At 67.4% G+C, this 17,113-nt stretch carries 18 protein-coding genes; 2 read left to right on the forward strand and 16 right to left on the reverse strand.

Annotated elements, in window-relative coordinates; translation table 11 throughout:
• The 8 genes from glnT to WC493_RS16805 all read right to left on the reverse strand — a co-directional run.
• The coding region (gene glnT, locus WC493_RS16770; protein ID WP_373066720.1) for a type III glutamate--ammonia ligase at positions 1 to 948 on the reverse strand (948 nt) is incomplete at its 3' end.
• Positions 949 to 966: 18 nt separating this feature from the next.
• On the reverse strand, positions 967 to 2,298 hold the full coding sequence (locus WC493_RS16775) for an FMN-binding glutamate synthase family protein (protein WP_373066721.1): 1,332 nt from the start codon (positions 2,296 to 2,298) through the stop codon (positions 967 to 969).
• 10 nt (positions 2,299 to 2,308) lie between these two features.
• On the reverse strand, positions 2,309 to 2,995 hold the full coding sequence (locus tag WC493_RS16780; RefSeq protein ID WP_373066722.1) for a protein glxC: 687 nt from the start codon (positions 2,993 to 2,995) through the stop codon (positions 2,309 to 2,311).
• Positions 2,992 to 3,891 (reverse strand): glutamine amidotransferase family protein, encoded by a 900-nt coding sequence (locus WC493_RS16785; protein ID WP_373066723.1) that lies wholly within the window; start codon positions 3,889 to 3,891, stop codon positions 2,992 to 2,994. Before WC493_RS16785 ends, WC493_RS16780 begins: the two co-directional genes overlap by 4 nt.
• Before the next feature lie 101 nt (positions 3,892 to 3,992).
• Positions 3,993 to 4,418, reverse strand: a complete 426-nt coding sequence (locus tag WC493_RS16790) for a type II toxin-antitoxin system VapC family toxin (RefSeq protein WP_373066725.1) — start codon at positions 4,416 to 4,418, stop codon at positions 3,993 to 3,995.
• Positions 4,415 to 4,702, reverse strand: a complete 288-nt coding sequence (locus WC493_RS16795; RefSeq protein WP_373066726.1) for a hypothetical protein — start codon at positions 4,700 to 4,702, stop codon at positions 4,415 to 4,417. The genes WC493_RS16790 and WC493_RS16795 overlap by 4 nt, the downstream gene beginning before the upstream one ends.
• Positions 4,703 to 4,763: 61 nt before the next feature.
• Positions 4,764 to 5,396 carry a helix-turn-helix domain-containing protein gene (locus tag WC493_RS16800; RefSeq protein WP_373066727.1) on the reverse strand — a complete coding sequence of 211 codons (633 nt, stop codon included), beginning with the start codon at positions 5,394 to 5,396 and terminating at the stop codon, positions 4,764 to 4,766.
• Positions 5,397 to 5,439: 43 nt separating this feature from the next.
• The gene (locus tag WC493_RS16805; RefSeq protein ID WP_373066729.1) at positions 5,440 to 6,192 is read right to left on the reverse strand and encodes an SDR family oxidoreductase; all 753 of its coding nucleotides are present in this window, start codon (positions 6,190 to 6,192) and stop codon (positions 5,440 to 5,442) included.
• A gap of 134 nt (positions 6,193 to 6,326) precedes the next feature.
• On the opposite strand from WC493_RS16805, the gene WC493_RS16810 reads away from it, so the two are divergent.
• Positions 6,327 to 7,643, forward strand: a complete 1,317-nt coding sequence (locus WC493_RS16810; RefSeq protein ID WP_373066730.1) for an aminotransferase class III-fold pyridoxal phosphate-dependent enzyme — start codon at positions 6,327 to 6,329, stop codon at positions 7,641 to 7,643.
• A 248-nt stretch (positions 7,644 to 7,891) separates the two neighbouring features.
• Here WC493_RS16810 and WC493_RS16815 read toward each other — a convergent pair whose 3' ends face one another.
• Together WC493_RS16815 and ubiA are read right to left on the reverse strand one after the other, a co-directional pair.
• A complete protein-coding gene (locus WC493_RS16815; protein ID WP_373066731.1) occupies positions 7,892 to 8,281 on the reverse strand; it encodes an OsmC family protein in 390 nt (129 codons plus the stop codon).
• 10 nt (positions 8,282 to 8,291) lie between these two features.
• The gene (gene ubiA, locus WC493_RS16820) at positions 8,292 to 9,227 is read right to left on the reverse strand and encodes a 4-hydroxybenzoate octaprenyltransferase (RefSeq protein WP_373066742.1); all 936 of its coding nucleotides are present in this window, start codon (positions 9,225 to 9,227) and stop codon (positions 8,292 to 8,294) included.
• Between the two features lie 56 nt (positions 9,228 to 9,283).
• On the opposite strand from ubiA, the gene WC493_RS16825 reads away from it, so the two are divergent.
• Entirely contained in the window at positions 9,284 to 10,012 is a 729-nt protein-coding gene (locus tag WC493_RS16825) for a 16S rRNA (uracil(1498)-N(3))-methyltransferase (protein WP_373066733.1), read from the forward strand.
• A gap of 142 nt (positions 10,013 to 10,154) precedes the next feature.
• On the opposite strand, the gene WC493_RS16830 is transcribed toward WC493_RS16825, so the two are convergent.
• The 6 genes from WC493_RS16830 to guaB all read right to left on the reverse strand — a co-directional run bounded on the left by WC493_RS16830 (position 10,155) and on the right by guaB (position 16,852).
• Entirely contained in the window at positions 10,155 to 10,853 is a 699-nt protein-coding gene (locus WC493_RS16830; protein WP_373066734.1) for an SDR family NAD(P)-dependent oxidoreductase, read from the reverse strand.
• 389 nt (positions 10,854 to 11,242) lie between these two features.
• Complete coding sequence (locus WC493_RS16835) at positions 11,243 to 11,797, reverse strand: hypothetical protein (RefSeq protein ID WP_373066735.1); 555 nt, start codon at positions 11,795 to 11,797, stop codon at positions 11,243 to 11,245.
• Between the two features lie 81 nt (positions 11,798 to 11,878).
• Positions 11,879 to 13,459 (reverse strand): glutamine-hydrolyzing GMP synthase, encoded by a 1,581-nt coding sequence (gene guaA, locus WC493_RS16840; protein ID WP_373066737.1) that lies wholly within the window; start codon positions 13,457 to 13,459, stop codon positions 11,879 to 11,881.
• A gap of 74 nt (positions 13,460 to 13,533) precedes the next feature.
• The gene (locus WC493_RS16845; protein ID WP_373066738.1) at positions 13,534 to 13,998 is read right to left on the reverse strand and encodes a tetratricopeptide repeat protein; all 465 of its coding nucleotides are present in this window, start codon (positions 13,996 to 13,998) and stop codon (positions 13,534 to 13,536) included.
• 112 nt (positions 13,999 to 14,110) lie between these two features.
• On the reverse strand, positions 14,111 to 15,379 hold the full coding sequence (locus WC493_RS16850) for an RsmB/NOP family class I SAM-dependent RNA methyltransferase (RefSeq protein WP_373066739.1): 1,269 nt from the start codon (positions 15,377 to 15,379) through the stop codon (positions 14,111 to 14,113).
• Between the two features lie 6 nt (positions 15,380 to 15,385).
• Positions 15,386 to 16,852 (reverse strand): IMP dehydrogenase, encoded by a 1,467-nt coding sequence (guaB, locus tag WC493_RS16855; RefSeq protein WP_373066740.1) that lies wholly within the window; start codon positions 16,850 to 16,852, stop codon positions 15,386 to 15,388.
• Positions 16,853 to 17,113: the final 261 nt, after the last annotated feature.

Consider the following 17,113-nt stretch of genomic DNA (forward strand, 5'->3'; position numbering starts at 1 on the left):
CATGTGGGTCCGGTTGTTGCCGGTATAGGTCACCGTATTGGGCGACCAGGTGGCGCCGGAGAGCGTCACCGGCGCATTGATCCGCTTGTAGGAATTGACCGAGGGATTGGTGATGGCACAGAGCGCCCGGGCCTCCGCCATCACGCCGCCGATGAAGTGATAGGCGAGGCTGGAGAGACCCAGTTCGCCCGCCGGATCCTCGAACAGATTGGTCGAGCCGTTCCACAGCGAGACATGCATGTGGCAGCCGCTGCCGGTCAGGTTCATGAAGGGCTTGGGCATGAAGGTGGCGCGCAGCCCGTGCTTTTCCGCGATCGACTTCACCATATACTTGAAGAAGGCATGGCGGTCGGCGGTGATCAGGGCGTTGTCGTATTCCCAGTTCATCTCGAACTGGCCGTTGGCGTCCTCGTGGTCGTTCTGATAGGGCTTCCAGCCGAGCGCCAGCATGGCGTCGCAGATTTCCGTGATGACGTCATAGCGCCGCATCAGGATGAGCTGGTCATAGCAGGGCTTGGCCGCGGTATCCGCCTTGTCCGAGATGGCGCCGCCGTCCGGGGTCAGCAGGAAATATTCGCATTCGACGCCGGTCTTCAGCTCGTAGCCCTTGGCGGCAGCGGCGGCCATCGCATTCTTCAGGACCTGGCGCGGCGCCTGTTCCACCAGCTTGCCGTCCATCCAGAGGTCGGCGGCGACCCAGCCCACCTCCGGCTTCCAGGGCAGCTGGATCAGGCTCGACGCATCCGGCACGGCGAAGAGGTCGCTATCGGCCGGCGTCATGTCCAGCCAGGTGGCGAAGCCGGCGAAACCGGCCCCCGATTTCGCCATGGCGCCGATCGCGGCGGCCGGCACCAGCTTGGCCCGCTGCACGCCGAACAGATCGGTATAGGAGATCAGGAAATATTTGATGCCCTTGTCCTTGGCCGCCTTTGCCAGATCGATCGCCATCTCTCGCCCCTCTTCTGATCAATAGCCGCCGCGGCCGGGAATCCAGTCGGTGCCCGCCAGCGGCACGCGCGCCATGGCGGCCGCCTCCACCGTGAGGGCGACCAGGTCCTCGGGCTCCAGATTATGCACATGGCTCTTGCCGCAGGCGCGCGCGATCGTCTGCGCCTCCAGCGTCAGCACGGCCAGGTAATTGGCCAGCCGGCGCCCGGCCATCACCGGATCGAGCCGCTTCGACAGGGCCGGGTCCTGCGTCGTGATGCCGGCGGGGTCGCGGCCTTCGTGCCAATCGTCATAGGCACCCGCCGTGGTGCCGAGGGCATTGTATTCGCCTTCGTGCAGCGGGTCGTTGTCGCCCAGCGCCGCCAGCGCCGCCGTGCCGATCGAGACCGCATCGGCCCCGAGCGCCAGGCATTTCGCGACATCGGCGCCGTTGCGGATGCCGCCGGAAACGATGAGCTGCACCTTCCGATGCATCCCGAGGTCCTGCAAGGCCTGCACCGCCGGCCGGATGGCCGAGAGCAGCGGCAGGCCGACATGCTCGATGAAGACTTCCTGGGTCGCCGCCGTGCCGCCCTGCATGCCGTCGAGCACGATGACGTCGGCCCCGGATTTGACCGCCAGCGCGGTGTCGTAATAGGGCCTGGCCGCGCCGACCTTCACATAGATCGGCTTTTCCCAGTCGGTGATCTCGCGCAATTCCTCGATCTTAATTTCGAGATCGTCCGGCCCGGTCCAGTCCGGATGGCGGCAGGCGGAACGCTGGTCGATGCCTTCGGGCAGGCAGCGCATCTCGGCGACCCGCTTCGAGATCTTCTGGCCCAGCAGCATGCCGCCGCCGCCCGGCTTCGCCCCCTGCCCGATCACCACTTCGATCGCATCGGCGCGGCGGAGATCGTCGGGATTCATGCCGTAGCGCGACGGCAGATATTGATAGACCAGGATCGAGGAATGGCCCCGTTCCTCCGGCGTCATGCCGCCGTCGCCCGTAGTGGTCGAGGTCCCCATGGCGGAGGCGCCGCGGCCGAGCGATTCCTTCGCCTCGGCCGAGAGCGAGCCGAAGCTCATCCCCGCGATGGTGACCGGGATCTTGATCTCGATCGGCTTTTTGGCGAAGCGGCTGCCGAGCACGACATTGGTGCCGCATTTCTCGCGGTAGCCTTCGAGCGGATAGCGGCTGATCGAGGCGCCGAGGAACAGCAGGTCGTCGAGATGCGGCACCTTCCGCTTCGCGCCGCCACCGCGGATGTCGTAGAGGCCGGTCGCGGCGGCACGCCTGATTTCCGACAGCGTATAGTCGTCGAAGGTCGAAGACTTGCGGGGCGCCGTATGGGGGGGCAGGAAATTGCTCATGTCACGACCCTCAATAGGCGCCGATATTATCGACATGGAAGTGGTAGAGCGTGCGGGCCGAGCCGTAACGCTTGAAGTCGCCCGGGTCGACCTGGCCGGCCAGGCCGGCGGCTTCGAGCAGGCCGAAGAGCTGGGCCTTGTGCTCGTCCCGCATCTCTTTCTCGATGCAGTCGGCGCCCAGGCTCTTCACGCTGCCGCGGACGAAGAGCCGCGCCTCGTAGATCGAATCGCCCAGCGATTCGCCGGCATCGCCGAGCACGGTGAGCGTGCCCGCCTGGGCCATGAAGGCCGACATATGGCCGATGTTGCCCTTGACCACGATATCGGCGCCCTTGAGCGAGATGCCACAGCGCGCCGAGGCATTGCCGTCGATCACCAGAAGCCCGCCCTGGGCGGTGGCGCCGGCCGCCTGGCTGGCGTCGCCGGTGACATGGACGCGGCCGGACATCATGTTCTCGGCAAGCCCCACACCGGCATTGCCGCGCACGGTGACGGAAGCATGCTTGTTCATGCCGGCGCAGTAATAGCCGACATGGCCTTCGATCCCGACCGTGACCGGGGCATCCAGGCCGGCGGCGATGGCATGGCGCCCGGCCGGGTTCAGCACCCGCCAATGGCCGTGTTCGGGCTTGGCGTGCAGGGCGGCGTTCAGCTCGCGCACCGTGGCGCTGGCCAAGTCGACGATATGCTCGCTCATGCCGCGCGCTCCCAGAAATAGACGGTGGCCGGTTCGGGCTCGAACACCCGTGCCGTCTCGATCCCCGGCAGGCCGGCGAGTGCGCGATATTCGGAGCCGAAGGCGACATAGGCATCGGTCTCGGCCATCACGGCGGGCTTGCAGGCGATCGGGTCGCGCAGCACGCCGAAGCCGCTCTCTGTGCCGACCACGAAGGTGTAGAAACCGTCCAGCGCGTCGAGGGCGGAGTGCAGTGCCTCCGAGAGCGGCGCGCCCTTGGCCAGCTCGTGGGTCAGGTAACCGGCCGCGACCTCGCTGTCGTTCTCGGTCTCGAAACGGATGCCGTCACGGATCAGGCCGCGCCGCACGGCATTGTGGTTGGAGAGCGAGCCGTTGTGCACCAGGCACTGGTCCGGCCCGGTCGAGAAGGGATGGGCGCCGTTGGTGGTCACCGCACTCTCGGTCGCCATGCGGGTGTGACCGATGCCGTGGCTGCCGCGCATCTGGGCGAGGCCGAAACGGGCCGCCACCGTGGCCGGCAGGCCGACTTCCTTGTAGATTTCCATGCGCGCGCCGGAGCCCACCACGGTGATCTCCGGGTGCTTTTCGGCGATCAGGGCGCGCACCAGCGCCTCCTTGGCGGCCGGGATCTCGGCGATCACATGGCTGTCGCGCACCACGAGGTCGACCTCGGCCCCGACCAGGCCGCGCAGGCCCGCCTCGACCACGTCGAAATCGAAGCCCGCCGGCATGCGGAGCGAGAGCTTCACATAGCCTTCCCGCCCGTCGCCATAGACGGCGAAACCGGCGCTGTCCGGCCCGCGGTCGCTCATCACTTCGAGCATGCCCGCGAGCAGGCGCCCGAGCTGCGGCTCCAGCGCCTTATCCTTGAGAAACAATCCGACGATGCCGCACATGCGCCCGCCCCTTGGAAAATTCGATGGGACGTTTCTAGCGCTCCGCTGGCGGGGCGTCAACGGTCAGGAAGAAAGTTTTCCTGTTAAGAAAACGCAGAGGCCTATGCACGCAGTGGATTGATCGTCGGCACACAATCGAAATCGCGCTCGTTCGCGCTCACCACGACGCAGCCGTTGGTTATCGCAGTCGCCGCGATGATCATGTCGAATGCGCTGCGCGGCCGGCCGATCGCCTTGCCGTCCGCCATCAACTGTGCCCAGGCCGAGGCTCCGCGCAGATCGAAGGACAGGATTCGGCCGGCGAAGAGTGCGGCTGGTCCCTCCGGCCCGTCGAACCAAGCGTCGAGCGCGCTGCGCTTCGCCCCCGCCGGCAGGTCCAATATGCCTCGGCGGATTTCGGCGACGGTCAACGCGGCGATAAAGAGATCGGTGTCCGCTTGGCGGCCGAGCCAGTCCAGAAGCGCCGCCGAAGGCAGCGGTCTGACCGTTTCGCTGATGATATTCGTGTCGAGCAGGTAGTGCGTCACAGCTCGATCGCGCGGCCTTCGCCCCGCGGCCGGGTCAGGTCGAGGTCTGCACCGACCAGGGGCGACCGGCGGAGTGCCGCCAGGATGCTACCGGTCTTGCCCTCCTCCCCAGCCGCAGTGCGCAGTTCGGCCGCAGCCTCGCCACCCTCGACCAGACGCCGGGCGAGGCCGCGGATTACCGCACGGTCCGCTTCCGGCACCGTCACCTCGACACGGACGAGTCCGCGCTCGCCCTGGCGGGCGCGATAGGCGCTGACGGCCTTCTGCTGTGCATTCTCTGTCACGGCATCTCTCCGGTCATATATCCGGAAATATAGGCGCCACCGGGGCCGAGGGCAAGCCGCCCTACTCCCGCTCCCTCGGGTAGACGATGATCGAGAGATAGGTGGCAGGCAGGCTGGTCAGGCGTTCGGGGCCGTGGGCGGCGCCGCTGTCGAACAGCAGGGCGTCGCCGGCCTTGAGATCATAGGTGCGGTCGGCGTGGCGATATTGGATCTCGCCCGAGAGCATGTAGATGAATTCGGCGCCGCCGTGCTGGAAGGCGGTATAGGGCGCCGCCTCTTCCCGGAGCGTGATCAGATAGGGCTCGCAGACGATGTCGCCGCCGAGCGCATGGCCGAGCAATTGATACTGGTGGCCGACCTTGGTGCCGCGCCGATCGATCACCACGCCCTGCCCGGCTTTGACATAGGAGCAGTCGCGCTTCTCGTCGAAGGAGGCGAAAAGTGCCGTGATCGGCACGTTGAGGGCGCCGGCCAGCGCCTGGATCGTGTTGAGCGAGGGCGAGATCTGGCCGTTCTCGATCTTCGAGAGCATGCCGGTCGAAATGCCGGCGGCGGTGGCCAGATGGGCCACCGTCAGGTCGAGCTGGCGGCGCAGGTGGCGGATCTGCACCCCCAGCGCCTGTTCGAGGGTCCGCGCGACGACCGCGGGCGCCCCGGACCCGGTTGCGAATTCGTCGTCCTCGCCGTCAGCCATGGCCAGCCTCTCCTGGAATCATCCGGGAGAGTGTAAGCCCTTGTTACGACTGGCGGTAGACCGCGAAGGGCGACCAGCTCTGACTGACCGGCATCAGTTCGATCGAATTGATGTTCATATGCGACGGCAGGGTGGCGACATGGAAGATCGTCTCGGCGATGTCTTCCGGCTGCAGGGCATGGGCGCCGCCATAGAGCTTGTCGTAGGCCTCCTGGTTGCCGCCGGTGCGCACCAGGGTGAATTCGCTCTCGCACATGCCGGGCTCGATCGAGGTGACGCGCACGCCGGTCCCCGCCAGGTCGCAGCGCAGGCCATAGGAGAACTGGCGGACGAAGGCCTTGGTGCCGCCGTAGACGTTACCGCCCGGATAGGGCCAATGCGCCGCGACCGAGGAGAGATTGATCACCGAGCCCTTGCTCTCGATCAGCTTGCCCAGCAGGAAGCGGGTGATGGTGACGAGACCGGTCACATTGGTGTCGATCATCGTCTTCCATTCGTCGAGCGAGCAGTTCTGCGCCGGTGCCGTGCCGAGGGCGAGGCCGGCGTTGTTCACCAGGCAGTCGATGGTGGCGAAGCCGGCCGGCAGGGCGTCGATCGCCGCCTTCAGCGCCGCCTCGTCCCGCATGTCGAAGGCGGCGGCATGGAACATGTCGGCGCCCAGCTCGTCCTGCAACTCCTTCAGCCGTTCCGCCCGGCGCCCGGTGCCGATCACCTTCCAGCCCGCCTTGGCGAAGCGCCGCGCCGAGGCGGCGCCGAAGCCGGCGGTGGCGCCGGTGATGAGGACGGTCTTGCTCATGGGCGGGTCTCCAATCGGGGCATAATGGTGCCAGGAAGGGCTGTGGACCACCGAATTCAGGTGTCGTGGATCTAAACTTCGGCAGCCGTCGGGCTGAATGTGCACCGAAGAGACCCGAAAACGGAATGCCGAACATGAATGCGCCCCTGCCGAAGATGGACCATCACTGGATGCCCTTCACCAACAACCGGCTGTTCCGGCAGGAGCCGCAGATCTTCGCCCGGGCCGAGGGCGTCCGCTACTGGACGCCGGACGGGCAGGAGATCCTGGACGGTGCCGCCGGCCTGTTCTGCTGCGCCGCCGGCCACGCCCGGCCCGAGATCGCCGACGCCGTGCACAAGCAGATCATGACGCTGGACTTCACGCCCCATTTCCAGCGCGCCGCGCCTATCTCCTTCGAATTCGCGGAGAAGCTGGCGGGTATTCTGCCCAAAGGGATCGACCGCATCTTCTTCGGCAATTCGGGTTCCGAAGCGGTCGATTCCGCGGTCAAGATCTGCCTCGCCTACCACCGGGCGACGGGGCAGAGCCAGCGCACCCGCTTCGTCTCGCGCAACTGGGCCTATCACGGCGTCAACCTGGGCGGCACCTCGCTCGCCGGCATGGCCAACAACCGGCGCGATTTCGGCGCCGTCACCTTCGACGCCGTGCACATGCGCCAGACCTGGACCGAGGAGCAGCGCTTCTCCCGCGGCCAGCCGGAGACCGGGGCCGAGCGGGCCGACGACCTCGAGGAATTGTGCAAGCTCTATGGGCCGGAGACCATCGCCGCCGTCTTCGTCGAGCCGATCGCGGGCTCGATCGGCGTCGTGGTGCCGCCCGTCGGCTATCTCGAAAAGCTGCGCGCCACTTGCGACAAATACGGCATCCTGCTGGTCTTCGACGAAGTGATCACCGGCTTCGGGCGGACAGGTTCAGCCTTCGCGGCGCAGGAATTCGCGGTGCAGCCGGACCTGATCACCATGGCCAAGGCGCTGACCAACGGTGTCATTCCCATGTCCGCGGTCGCGGTGAAGAGCGGGATCCAGCAGGCGGTGATCGACGCCGCCGAGGGCGACCGGCCCGAACTCTTCCACGGCTATACCTATTCAGCCCATCCGGTCGCCTGCGCCGCCGGCATCGCGGCGCTCGACATCTACGAGAAGGAAGGCCTGTTCGCCCGGGCCAAGACGCTGTCGCCCCAATTCCTCGACCTCGTCTTCGGCCTGCGCAATCTGCCCCAGGTGGTGGACCTCCGCGGTTACGGCATGATGGCGGGCATCCAGCTCAAACCGGGCGCCACGCCGGGGGCCAAGGGCAGCACCGTGCAGCGCCTGCTGTTCGACGCCGGCCTGCACCTGAAGGCGACGGGCGACGCCCTGATCTTCGCTCCCGCCCTGGTGGTCGGCGAAGACGATCTCGCCCGCATGGTCGAGATCCTGCAGAAGGTGCTCGGCCGGGCCGATCTCTGAGCGCCCTTCCGACCAGTTACCAAGTCGTCATGCCCAGGCTCGCCCCACCGCTGTCCGGTTCAGGAAATCGGATTGTTTCAAGGCACCCCGGCACCACTCGCGATCGTCATGCCCGGGCTCGTCCCGGGCATCCACGTAGGGACGAGCCACGGTCGCCCGCCCAAGAGGCTGCCTGGCCGCGTGGATGGCCGGGACTGCGCCCGTCCATGACGCCCGGAAATGTGGGGCCCTAGCCGCGACGGCGGCGCTCAATCCTCGAATGTCGTGGCGATCGCCAGGGAGCGTTTAAGGGTCTTGGTGACCGGGGTCTTTTCGATGATCTCGGCCAGGCGGGCGCGCTGCTCGGCGTCGAGCGGGCCGCCCAGGCGCACCGTGCGGCGGATCGATTCGGTGCCTTCGCCATCGCGGAAGAAGCTGAGGCGGACCTCGATCCGGCCGAGGGCCCAGCCCTTGCGGTCGCCATAGAGCCGCAGCGTCGCCGAAGAACAGGCGCCGAGGGAGGCGAGCAGCAGTTCGTAAGGCGCCGGCCCGGTGTCGGTGCCGCCGTTGTCCGCCGGTTCGTCGGCCGTCAGATGGTGCTGGCGGGTGGTGATGGCCTGGGCCAGGCCCTGTTCGCTGACGACGGTGGCCTTGGCCATGGGCTTCTCCTCAGGCCGCCCATTGGCCGGCGGCGATGGCGACGAAAATGAGCAGGCCGACGCGCGCATTCGACTTGAAGCGGGCGAGGCACATCGGGCTGTCGTCGAAATCGGTGCTCGCCGCCTGCCAGGCGAAATGCGCGGCCGCCAGCGCCAGGCCGAGCCAGAACGGCCAGGCCAGGCCGACCAGCGCGCCCGCGGCGCCGATCAGGGCGATGGTCACCGTATAGACCAGCCACAGGAAGGGCCGGGTCTTCGCACCCAAACGCAGCGCGGTCGATTTCACGCCGACGATGGCGTCGTCGTCCTTGTCCTGATGGGCATAGATCGTGTCGTAGCCCAGCGTCCAGGCGATGCCGGCGACATAGAGCAGCAAAGGCGCCAGGTCGAGCGAACCGCGCACCGCACTCCAGCCGACCAGGGCACCCCAGTTGAAGGCGATACCCAGCACCGCTTGCGGCCAATAGGTGATCCGCTTCATGAAGGGATAGATCACCACCGGCACCATGGCACCGAAGCCGAGCCAGATCGTGTAGCTGTTCAGCGACAGCAGCACGGCGAGGCCGATCAGGAGCTGAAGCCCGAGGACCAGGAAGGCGCCCTTGAGCCCGATGGCGCCCGACGGCAGCGGCCGGCCCCGCGTCCGCGCCACCTGGGCGTCGATGTCGCGATCGGCAATGTCGTTGATGGTGCAGCCGGCGCCGCGCATCACCGATGCGCCGACCAGGAAGAGCAGCAGGAGGCGCCAATCCGGCAGCCCGCCTGCGGGCGCCGCCAGCGCCGTCGACCACCAGCAGGGCAGCAGCAGCAGCCAGATGCCGATCGGCCGGTCGGCCCGGGCGAGGCGGAGCGCCGGGCGGAGCGCTGCCGGCATACGGTCGACCCAGGAGCCGGGCACGGCATCCGCGGGCTTCAATTCGGGGGTGGCCAAGGGCGCGGTGGGCATGGTCATCTCGCTGTGCTACCCCCAAAGGCGATCCGTCTCAAGGAGCCATTCTCGTCATGCGCGACCGTCCCCGCCACCGCCTGTTCCTCGACGCCGACCTCGGCCCGGGCGGCGGCGTGCCCCTGGCCGAGGGACAGGCCCATTATCTCCTCAACGTGTTGCGGCTCGACAACGGCGGCGAAGTCTGCGCCTTCAACGGGCGCGACGGCGAATGGCGGGCGGCGCTTGCCCGGATCGGCAAGAAGGGCGCCGCCCTGGTGCCGTCCGAACGTCTGGCGGCCCAGCCGGCGGAGGCGGAGACCGTCCTTGTCTTCGCCCCGATCCGCGGCGCCAAGGTCGAATTCGTCGCCGAGAAAGCGACCGAGCTGGGTGCCACCCGCCTGGTTCCGGCGGTGACGCGGCGGACCGTGATCGACAAGGCCAACCCGGCCCGCATGCGCGCCAATGCGATCGAGGCGGCGGAACAATGCGGCCGCCTGGCGATCCCCGAGATCGCGCCGATCCGGAGGCTCGACCAGGTGCTGGGCGATTGGGATGCCGCGATCCCCCTGTTCTTCTGCGACGAGGCGGGCGATGCGCCCCACCTGCTGGCCGCCGCAAGCGGCATCGGCGAGGCGCCGGCCGGCGTGCTGATCGGCCCCGAAGGCGGCTTCGACCAGGGCGAGCGCGACCTCCTCCGCCGCCTGCCCTTCGTCCGCCCGGCCGGACTCGGCCGCCGCATCCTGCGCGCCGAGACCGCGGCCATCGCGGCGCTGGCCCTGATCGAGGCGGCACGGCTCGCCTAGAGTATCGGCGAAAGGAGAGGCCAGAACGGGCGATCGGACGGATACCCGAGGTCGCGCTCGCGGCGATACCGGCCCGAGCACCGGGCCCGCCTGAAGAGGCGGGCCCGGCAACCGATAGTCGGCGGGGCCTCGGGCCGTCGCGTCAGACCTGCGCCAGGCCGCCATCGGCGAATATTTCGCCGCCGGTCATGAAGCTGCTGTCAGAAGACGCCAGGAATGCGGCCACCGCCGCCGTCTCCGACGGATCGCCGGTGCGGCCGAGCACCGTCGTGGCACCGATCGCGTCCATCCCCTCCTCGCCCAGGACATCGAGCGCCAGCTCGGTCTTGATCGGCCCTGGCGACAGAACGTTGACGCGGATGCCGGTGCCACGGAGGTCCAGCGCCCAACTGCGCGCAAGGTTGCGGACGGCCGCCTTGGTGGCGCTGTAGATGCTGAACTTCGGCGTCCCCATCACGCCCGTGGTCGAGCCGGTCAGGATGATCGAGCCGCCCTCCGTCATCAGCGGCAGGGCCTTCTGCACCGTGAAGACCAGCCCCTTCACATTGACGTCGAAGGTCTGGTCATAGTGCTCCGGCGTGATCTCGCCGAGCGCGGCGAAAGACCCGGTGCCGGCATTGGCGAACAGAATGTCGAGCCTGCCCCGTTCCGCTTTCACCGTCTCATACAGCCGGTCGAGGTCGGCCGGATCGGTGACCGAGCCGCTGACCGCCCGTGCCTGGGGCCCCACCTCGGCCACGGCGGCGTCGAGTGCTTCCTGCCGCCGCCCGAAGAGGTAGACGAAGGCCCCTTCGTCGATGAACCGCTTGGCGGGCGCTCCCGACGACCGCAACGAGCGCACACGGCAACTCGACAAATTCTGATCCGGGCCTTTTTCTCAACGCAAACATGTTACGAAGTTGACGGGGTCCGCTTGCTTAAGCGCGTAAGCAATCTGTTCCTCGGCAAACCTGCTCGTCTTCACAGCTCGCTCCTTCCTCAGGGGTCGTCACAGCGCCGCAAAACTCTCACTCACAACGGAGGAAAAATACGGGGGGACATCAAGGCCGGAAGCTCTCATTCAGCCCGGACATGAAACCGGGAGACCATCACCGACAGTGCGCCGGGTGAACAGCCGGCAGCGAAGTCCTGCCTGATTGGCTATAGAGATGTCTGCCTTGCGCAGGATCTCACTCATTTGCTTTCAGCATAGCGAGATGAGTTAACATCTCGCTAGGGCTACAACGTTCGCTATTGCTCGTCTTCCGGACGAAGAGGCGTTCGACGCCAATCGAATTCACTCAACAGGCTTGCCGCATCGTCGTCGAACTCGGCCCGATACTGGTGGACATGGACGCCCAGCGGCTCGATCCGGCCCTCATGAAAACCCAGATCGACGAGCACGCGCCTGACGCTATCCAGCGGCTCACCTTCGACAAACAGAAAATTGTGCCGATCCCAGATCAAGGTGTGGCCAGACCTGGGAGAGTGCACCCACAAATCATGCCGACCGTCGCTGGCAAAAAAGGACGCATATCGATTCAGAAGATCGTTCAGTTCACTCTTCGACAATTCGCGGCTCTGATATCTGCCCGCCTCTCCCTCACCCCTCGGCGTATGAAGAACGTAGAGGACGTAAAACGGGGGCGGAAACAAGTTTGCAAGCCGGCCGAAGAGATCGGAATGATCGTCGGGAACCCGCAATGCAATTCGAGCCACACCCGTCGACATCATGCCGACTTCGAAAATCGCCGGCGGTGAATCCGCCGAACCGCCGCCCTCCAAGTCCAGCGTGAGCTTGCGCACCGGATGACGCCTTTCCCACAGCGCTCGGTCAGGCGGCTGCCGTCAGCACGGTGCGGCCGACACCAGGATGCCCTGGTCCCCTCACTCCCACTCGATGGTCCCCGGCGGCTTCGAGGTGATGTCGTAGACGACGCGGTTGATGCCTTTGACTTCGTTGATGATGCGGGTCGCGACGCGGCTGAGGAAGGCGTGTTCGAAGGGGTAGCTGTCGGCCGTCATGCCGTCGACCGAGGTCACCGCACGGAGGCCGCAGACCTGGTCGTAGGTGCGGCCGTCGCCCATCACGCCGACCGTGCGGACGGGGAGCAGCACGGCGAAGGCCTGCCAGATCTCGTCGTAGAGGCCGGCCTTGCGGATCTCTTCGAGATAGATCTTGTCGGCCTTGCGCAGGATCTCGAGCTTGTCCTTGGTGATGTCGCCGGGCATGCGGATGGCGAGGCCGGGGCCCGGGAACGGGTGGCGGCCGACGAAGGCTTCGGGCAGGCCGAGTTCGCGGCCGAGGGCGCGGACCTCGTCCTTGAAGAGTTCGCGCAGGGGTTCGACCAGCTTCATGCGCATCCGCGCCGGCAGGCCGCCGACATTGTGGTGCGACTTGATGGTGACACTCGGCCCGCCGGAGAAGGAGACGCTTTCGATCACGTCGGGGTAGAGCGTGCCCTGGGCCAGGAAATCGGCGCCGCCGATCGCCTTGGCTTCCTTCTCGAAGACGTCGATGAAGGTGGCGCCGATGATCTTGCGCTTCTGCTCGGGGTCGGTGACGCCGGCCAGCTTGTCGAGGAACAGGTCCTCGGCATCGGAATGGATCAGGCGGATGTTGTAGTGGTCGCGGAACAGCGTCACCACTTCCTCCGCCTCGCCGGCGCGCATCAGGCCGGTGTCGACGAAGACGCAGGTGAGCTGGTCGCCGATCGCCTCGTGCAGGAGCACGGCGACCACCGAACTGTCGACCCCGCCGGACAGGCCGCAGATCACCCTTCCGCTGCCGACCTGGGCGCGGATCCGGGCGATTTCCGCCTCGCGGAAGGCATGCATGGTCCAATCGGCCTTGCAGCCGGCGACTTCATGGACGAAGCGGGAGATCAGCTTGGCGCCGTCCGGCGTATGCACCACCTCGGGGTGGAACTGCACGGCATAGATCCGCTTCTCGTCGTTGGCGATCGCGGCGAAGGGAGCACCCGGCGAGGTGGCGACGACGCGGAAGCCGGGCGGGATCGCGGTCACGCGGTCACCGTGGCTCATCCACACCTGGGGCGCGTCGCCAATGGCCCAGAGGCCGTGGAACAGGCGGCAGTCGTCGGTCACGTCGAGCTGGGCACGGCCGAATTCGCGGTCGTGGCCGGGTTCGACCTTGCCGCCCATCTGGTGGCAGATCACCTGTTCGCCGTAGCAGATGCCGAAGATCGGCCGGCCCGCGTTCAGGATCTCTTCCGGCGCGCGCGGCCCGTTCTCCTCGGTCACCGAGGCGGGGCTGCCGGACAGGATCACGGCCTTGGGGTTCAGGCGGTCGAAGCCTTCCTTCGCCTTGGCGAAGGGGACGATCTCGCAGTAGACCCCGGCTTCGCGGACGCGGCGGGCGATGAGCTGTGTCACCTGCGAGCCGAAGTCGACGATCAGGATGGTGTCGGTGGCGGAATGGATGGGGGGAAGGGCGGCGTCTGACATGGCCGGACGCTACTGATAAGGCCCGTCCGAGTAAACGGCATTTTCCGCCCCCGCCCCCATCGCGAATGCAGTGGTCAACTACCCGGATTTGCCTTCTTATAGGCGTCGATGGCCGATTGCAGCGTGGCCAGTTCGGTGCAGCCGGACGGGCACAGGCGCTTCAATTCGGCGAGTTGGCCCTCGGCCTTGCCCAGGTTCTTCAGCTCGAGATAGGCCTCGCCCAGATATTCATGGGCGCCCTTGTGATCGGGGTCGAGCTTCAGCGCCTTCCAATAGTGTTTCTGCGCCTCGTCGTGATGGCCGAGCTTGCGGTGCGCGAAGCCGAGCAGGTTCTCGGCATCGGCATTCTCGGAATCCTCGGCGACGGCGGCGGTCAGATGCTTGACCGCACTCTCGTAATCCTTGGCGTCGACGGCCTTCTGGCCGGCCTCGAATTCTTCCGAGGTCGACGAGCCGCCCCCGAAGGCCCAGGCCGGATGATTCCAAGCGGCGACCGCCGCGGCCAGCAGGGCAGCCGCGACAACAGGTTTCAGGCGCATGGTGATTCCCCCCTCATCCAAGGCAGCCACGCCACGTGGCCGCATCCCTTTATGCCGCGAAAGCGGGGCGCCGGCCACCGCCGATGGCCGCCCGCGTGACCATCGTCACCGCTCAAGCGGCGCGGCGAAGGACCGAGAGGAAGAAACCGTCGGTGCCCTGTGCCGCCGGATCGAGGGCGATGCCGAGCGGGCCGCCGGGAATACCGGGCAGGAGCACGCCGTGGTCGACCGGCGCGAAATCCGCCCGGCGCGCCAGGAAGCCCTGCACCACATCCTCGTCCTCTTCGACAAAGACGGAGCAGGTAGCATAGACGAGACGGCCGCCCGGCTTCACCAGGCCGGCCGCCTGGTCGAGGATACGGGCCTGGAGCGCGGCCAGTTCGGCGACCCGGGCCGGCGTCGTCGTCCAGCGCTGGGCCGGCGCGCGGCGCCAGGTGCCCGACAGGCTGCAAGGCGCATCGACCAGCACGCAGTCGAACCTGCCCGCTTCCGCCGCCAGGAAGTCGGCCGAGATTTCCGCCTGTTCGACGAAATTCTGGATGCCCGCCCGTTCGAGCCGCGGCGCCATGCGGCCGAGCCGGCGCTTCTCGACATCGAGGGCGGCCAGCCGGCCCTTGGCCCCCATGGCGGCGGCGAGCGCCAGGGTCTTGCCGCCGGCCCCGGCGCAGAAGTCGGCCACCGCCTGCCCAGGCTCGGCGGCGCAGGCGAGCGCCACCAGTTGCGAGCCTTCGTCCTGGATCTCGATCCGCCCTTCGGCGAAGGGGGCGAGCTGGCCCAGCCTCTCCCGCCCGGCGACCCGAATGCCGGCCGGCGCGTGGGCCATGGGCTCCACCGTGAGGCCGAGGGCGCGCAATTCGGCCAGCGCCGCCTCGCGTGTGGTCTTCAGCGTGTTGACGCGAAGGTCGAGCGGGGCACGGCCCCCCATGGCCACCATCACTTCGGCAAGGCGCGGGCCGTAGCGGCGGGCCAGCAGGGGTTCCAGCTCGGCCGGGTAGTCGCCCACGACCCAGGCGGGCAGTTCCCGCCCCTCGGCCAGGCGGTCGAGCGCCTGGCGTTCCGCAGGGTCTAGCGGGGCCGGTGCGTAACCTTCGCCGCTGCACAGCTGCTCCAGCGTCGCGGCGTCGGTGAAGCCAGTGAGCACGGCGGCGGCGAAGACGGCCAGGCGGGGCGCGATCCCCTGCCCCACCCCGGTCAGCCAGCCGAGGCTTTGTCCGCGGCGGACGGCATACCAGAGCAGGCTGGCGACGGCCGCCCGGTCACCCTTGCCGGCATAGCGGCGGTTGCGGAAATAGCGGTCGACGACGCGGTCCGCCGCCTCGCCGCCGGCCCCGATTTCGGCCAGCAGCTCGATCGCGGCCGCGACCCGGGCGGCGGGCTGCATGTCGGCTCAGCGGCCGCCCTGGGGGTAGTTCGGGCTCTCGCGCGTGATGGTCACGTCGTGGACATGGCTCTCGCGCAGGCCCGCATTGGTGATGCGGACGAATTGGGCGCGTTCCTGGAACTCGGCCACGGTGCCGGCGCCGGTATAGCCCATGGCGGCGCGAAGCCCGCCGACGAGCTGGTGGATCACGGTATGGACCGAACCCTTGTAGGGCACCTGGCCCTCGATGCCTTCGGGCACCAGTTTCAGCGTGTCCTTCACTTCTTCCTGGAAGTAACGGTCGGCCGAGCCGCGCGCCATGGCGCCAACGGAGCCCATGCCGCGATAGGACTTGTAGCTGCGGCCCTGGTAGAGGAAGACCTCGCCCGGGGCCTCGTCGGTGCCGGCCAGCAGCGAGCCGACCATGGCGACCGAGGCGCCGGCCGCGATCGCCTTGGCGAAATCGCCCGAGAGCTTGATGCCGCCGTCGGCGATCACCGGAATGCCGGCATCGCGGCAGACGCTGGCGACATCCATGATCGCGGTGAGCTGGGGCACGCCGACACCGGCGACCATGCGGGTGGTGCAGATCGAGCCGGGCCCGATGCCGACCTTGATGGCATCCGCGCCGGCATCCATCAGGGCCTTGGCGGCGGCGGCGGTGGCGACATTGCCGGCCACCACCTGAGCTTCGTTGGAGAGCCGCTTGATGCGGTCGACGGCGGCCACGACGCGGGCCGAATGGCCGTGCGCGGTATCGACCACGATCAGGTCGCAGCCGGCCGCGATCAGGGCTTCCGCCCGGGCGAAGCCGTCGTCGCCCACCGTGGTGGCGGCGCCGACGCGGAGCCTGCCGGCGACATCCTTGGCGGCATTGGGATGCTGCTGCGACTTCTCGATGTCCTTGACCGTGATCAGGCCGACGCAGCGGAAGGCGTCGTCGACGACCAGCAGCTTTTCGATCCGGTGCTTGTGCAGCAGGCGCTTGGCCTCGTTGCGGTCGATATTGTCCTTCACCGTGACCAGGTTTTCCTTGGTCATCAGTTCGGAGATGAGCAGGTCCTGATTGGTGGCGAAGCGGACGTCGCGGTTGGTCAGGATGCCGACCAGCCTGCCCGAGCCGGGCTCGACCACCGGAATGCCGGAAATCGAATATTTCCGCATCAGGGCGTGGGCATCGGCCAACGTCTGATCCGGGGTGATGGTGACCGGGTTCACCACCATGCCGGATTCGAACTTCTTCACCTGGCGGACATGGTCGGCCTGCTGCTCGATTTCCATGTTGCGGTGGATGATGCCGATGCCGCCGGCCTGGGCCATGGCGATCGCCATGCTGGCCTCGGTCACCGTGTCCATCGCCGCCGACATCAGAGGCACGTTCAATTCGATCGAGCGAGTGATGCGGGTCTTGGTATCGACCTGGGCGGGCAGAACACTGGACGCGGCAGGCTGCAGCAGGACGTCGTCGAAGGTGAGAGCTTCGCGGATCTGCATGGAATCCTCCGTCGCAGCGAAAAGAGCCGTACCTGAATCAGGGTCGCGCTCTATAGCACAGGGTCGTCTCCCGGCCTAGCCGTCAGACGCAGGCCCGCCATGCAGTGCAGCGTGAACCTCAGCGGCCGAAGACGCCGAGCAGCCGGGCCACCAGCCCGCCCCGCCCCTTGCCGGCCGGCGCCGGCAGGCGGGACTTCCGCTCGCGCCAGCCCATTTCGAAGAAACCGGCTTCGAGCCGGCAGGCTTCGGCGAAGCTGCGGA

This window comes from Zavarzinia sp., from assembly GCF_041650655.1.
Classification (GTDB): Bacteria; Pseudomonadota; Alphaproteobacteria; order Zavarziniales; family Zavarziniaceae; genus Zavarzinia.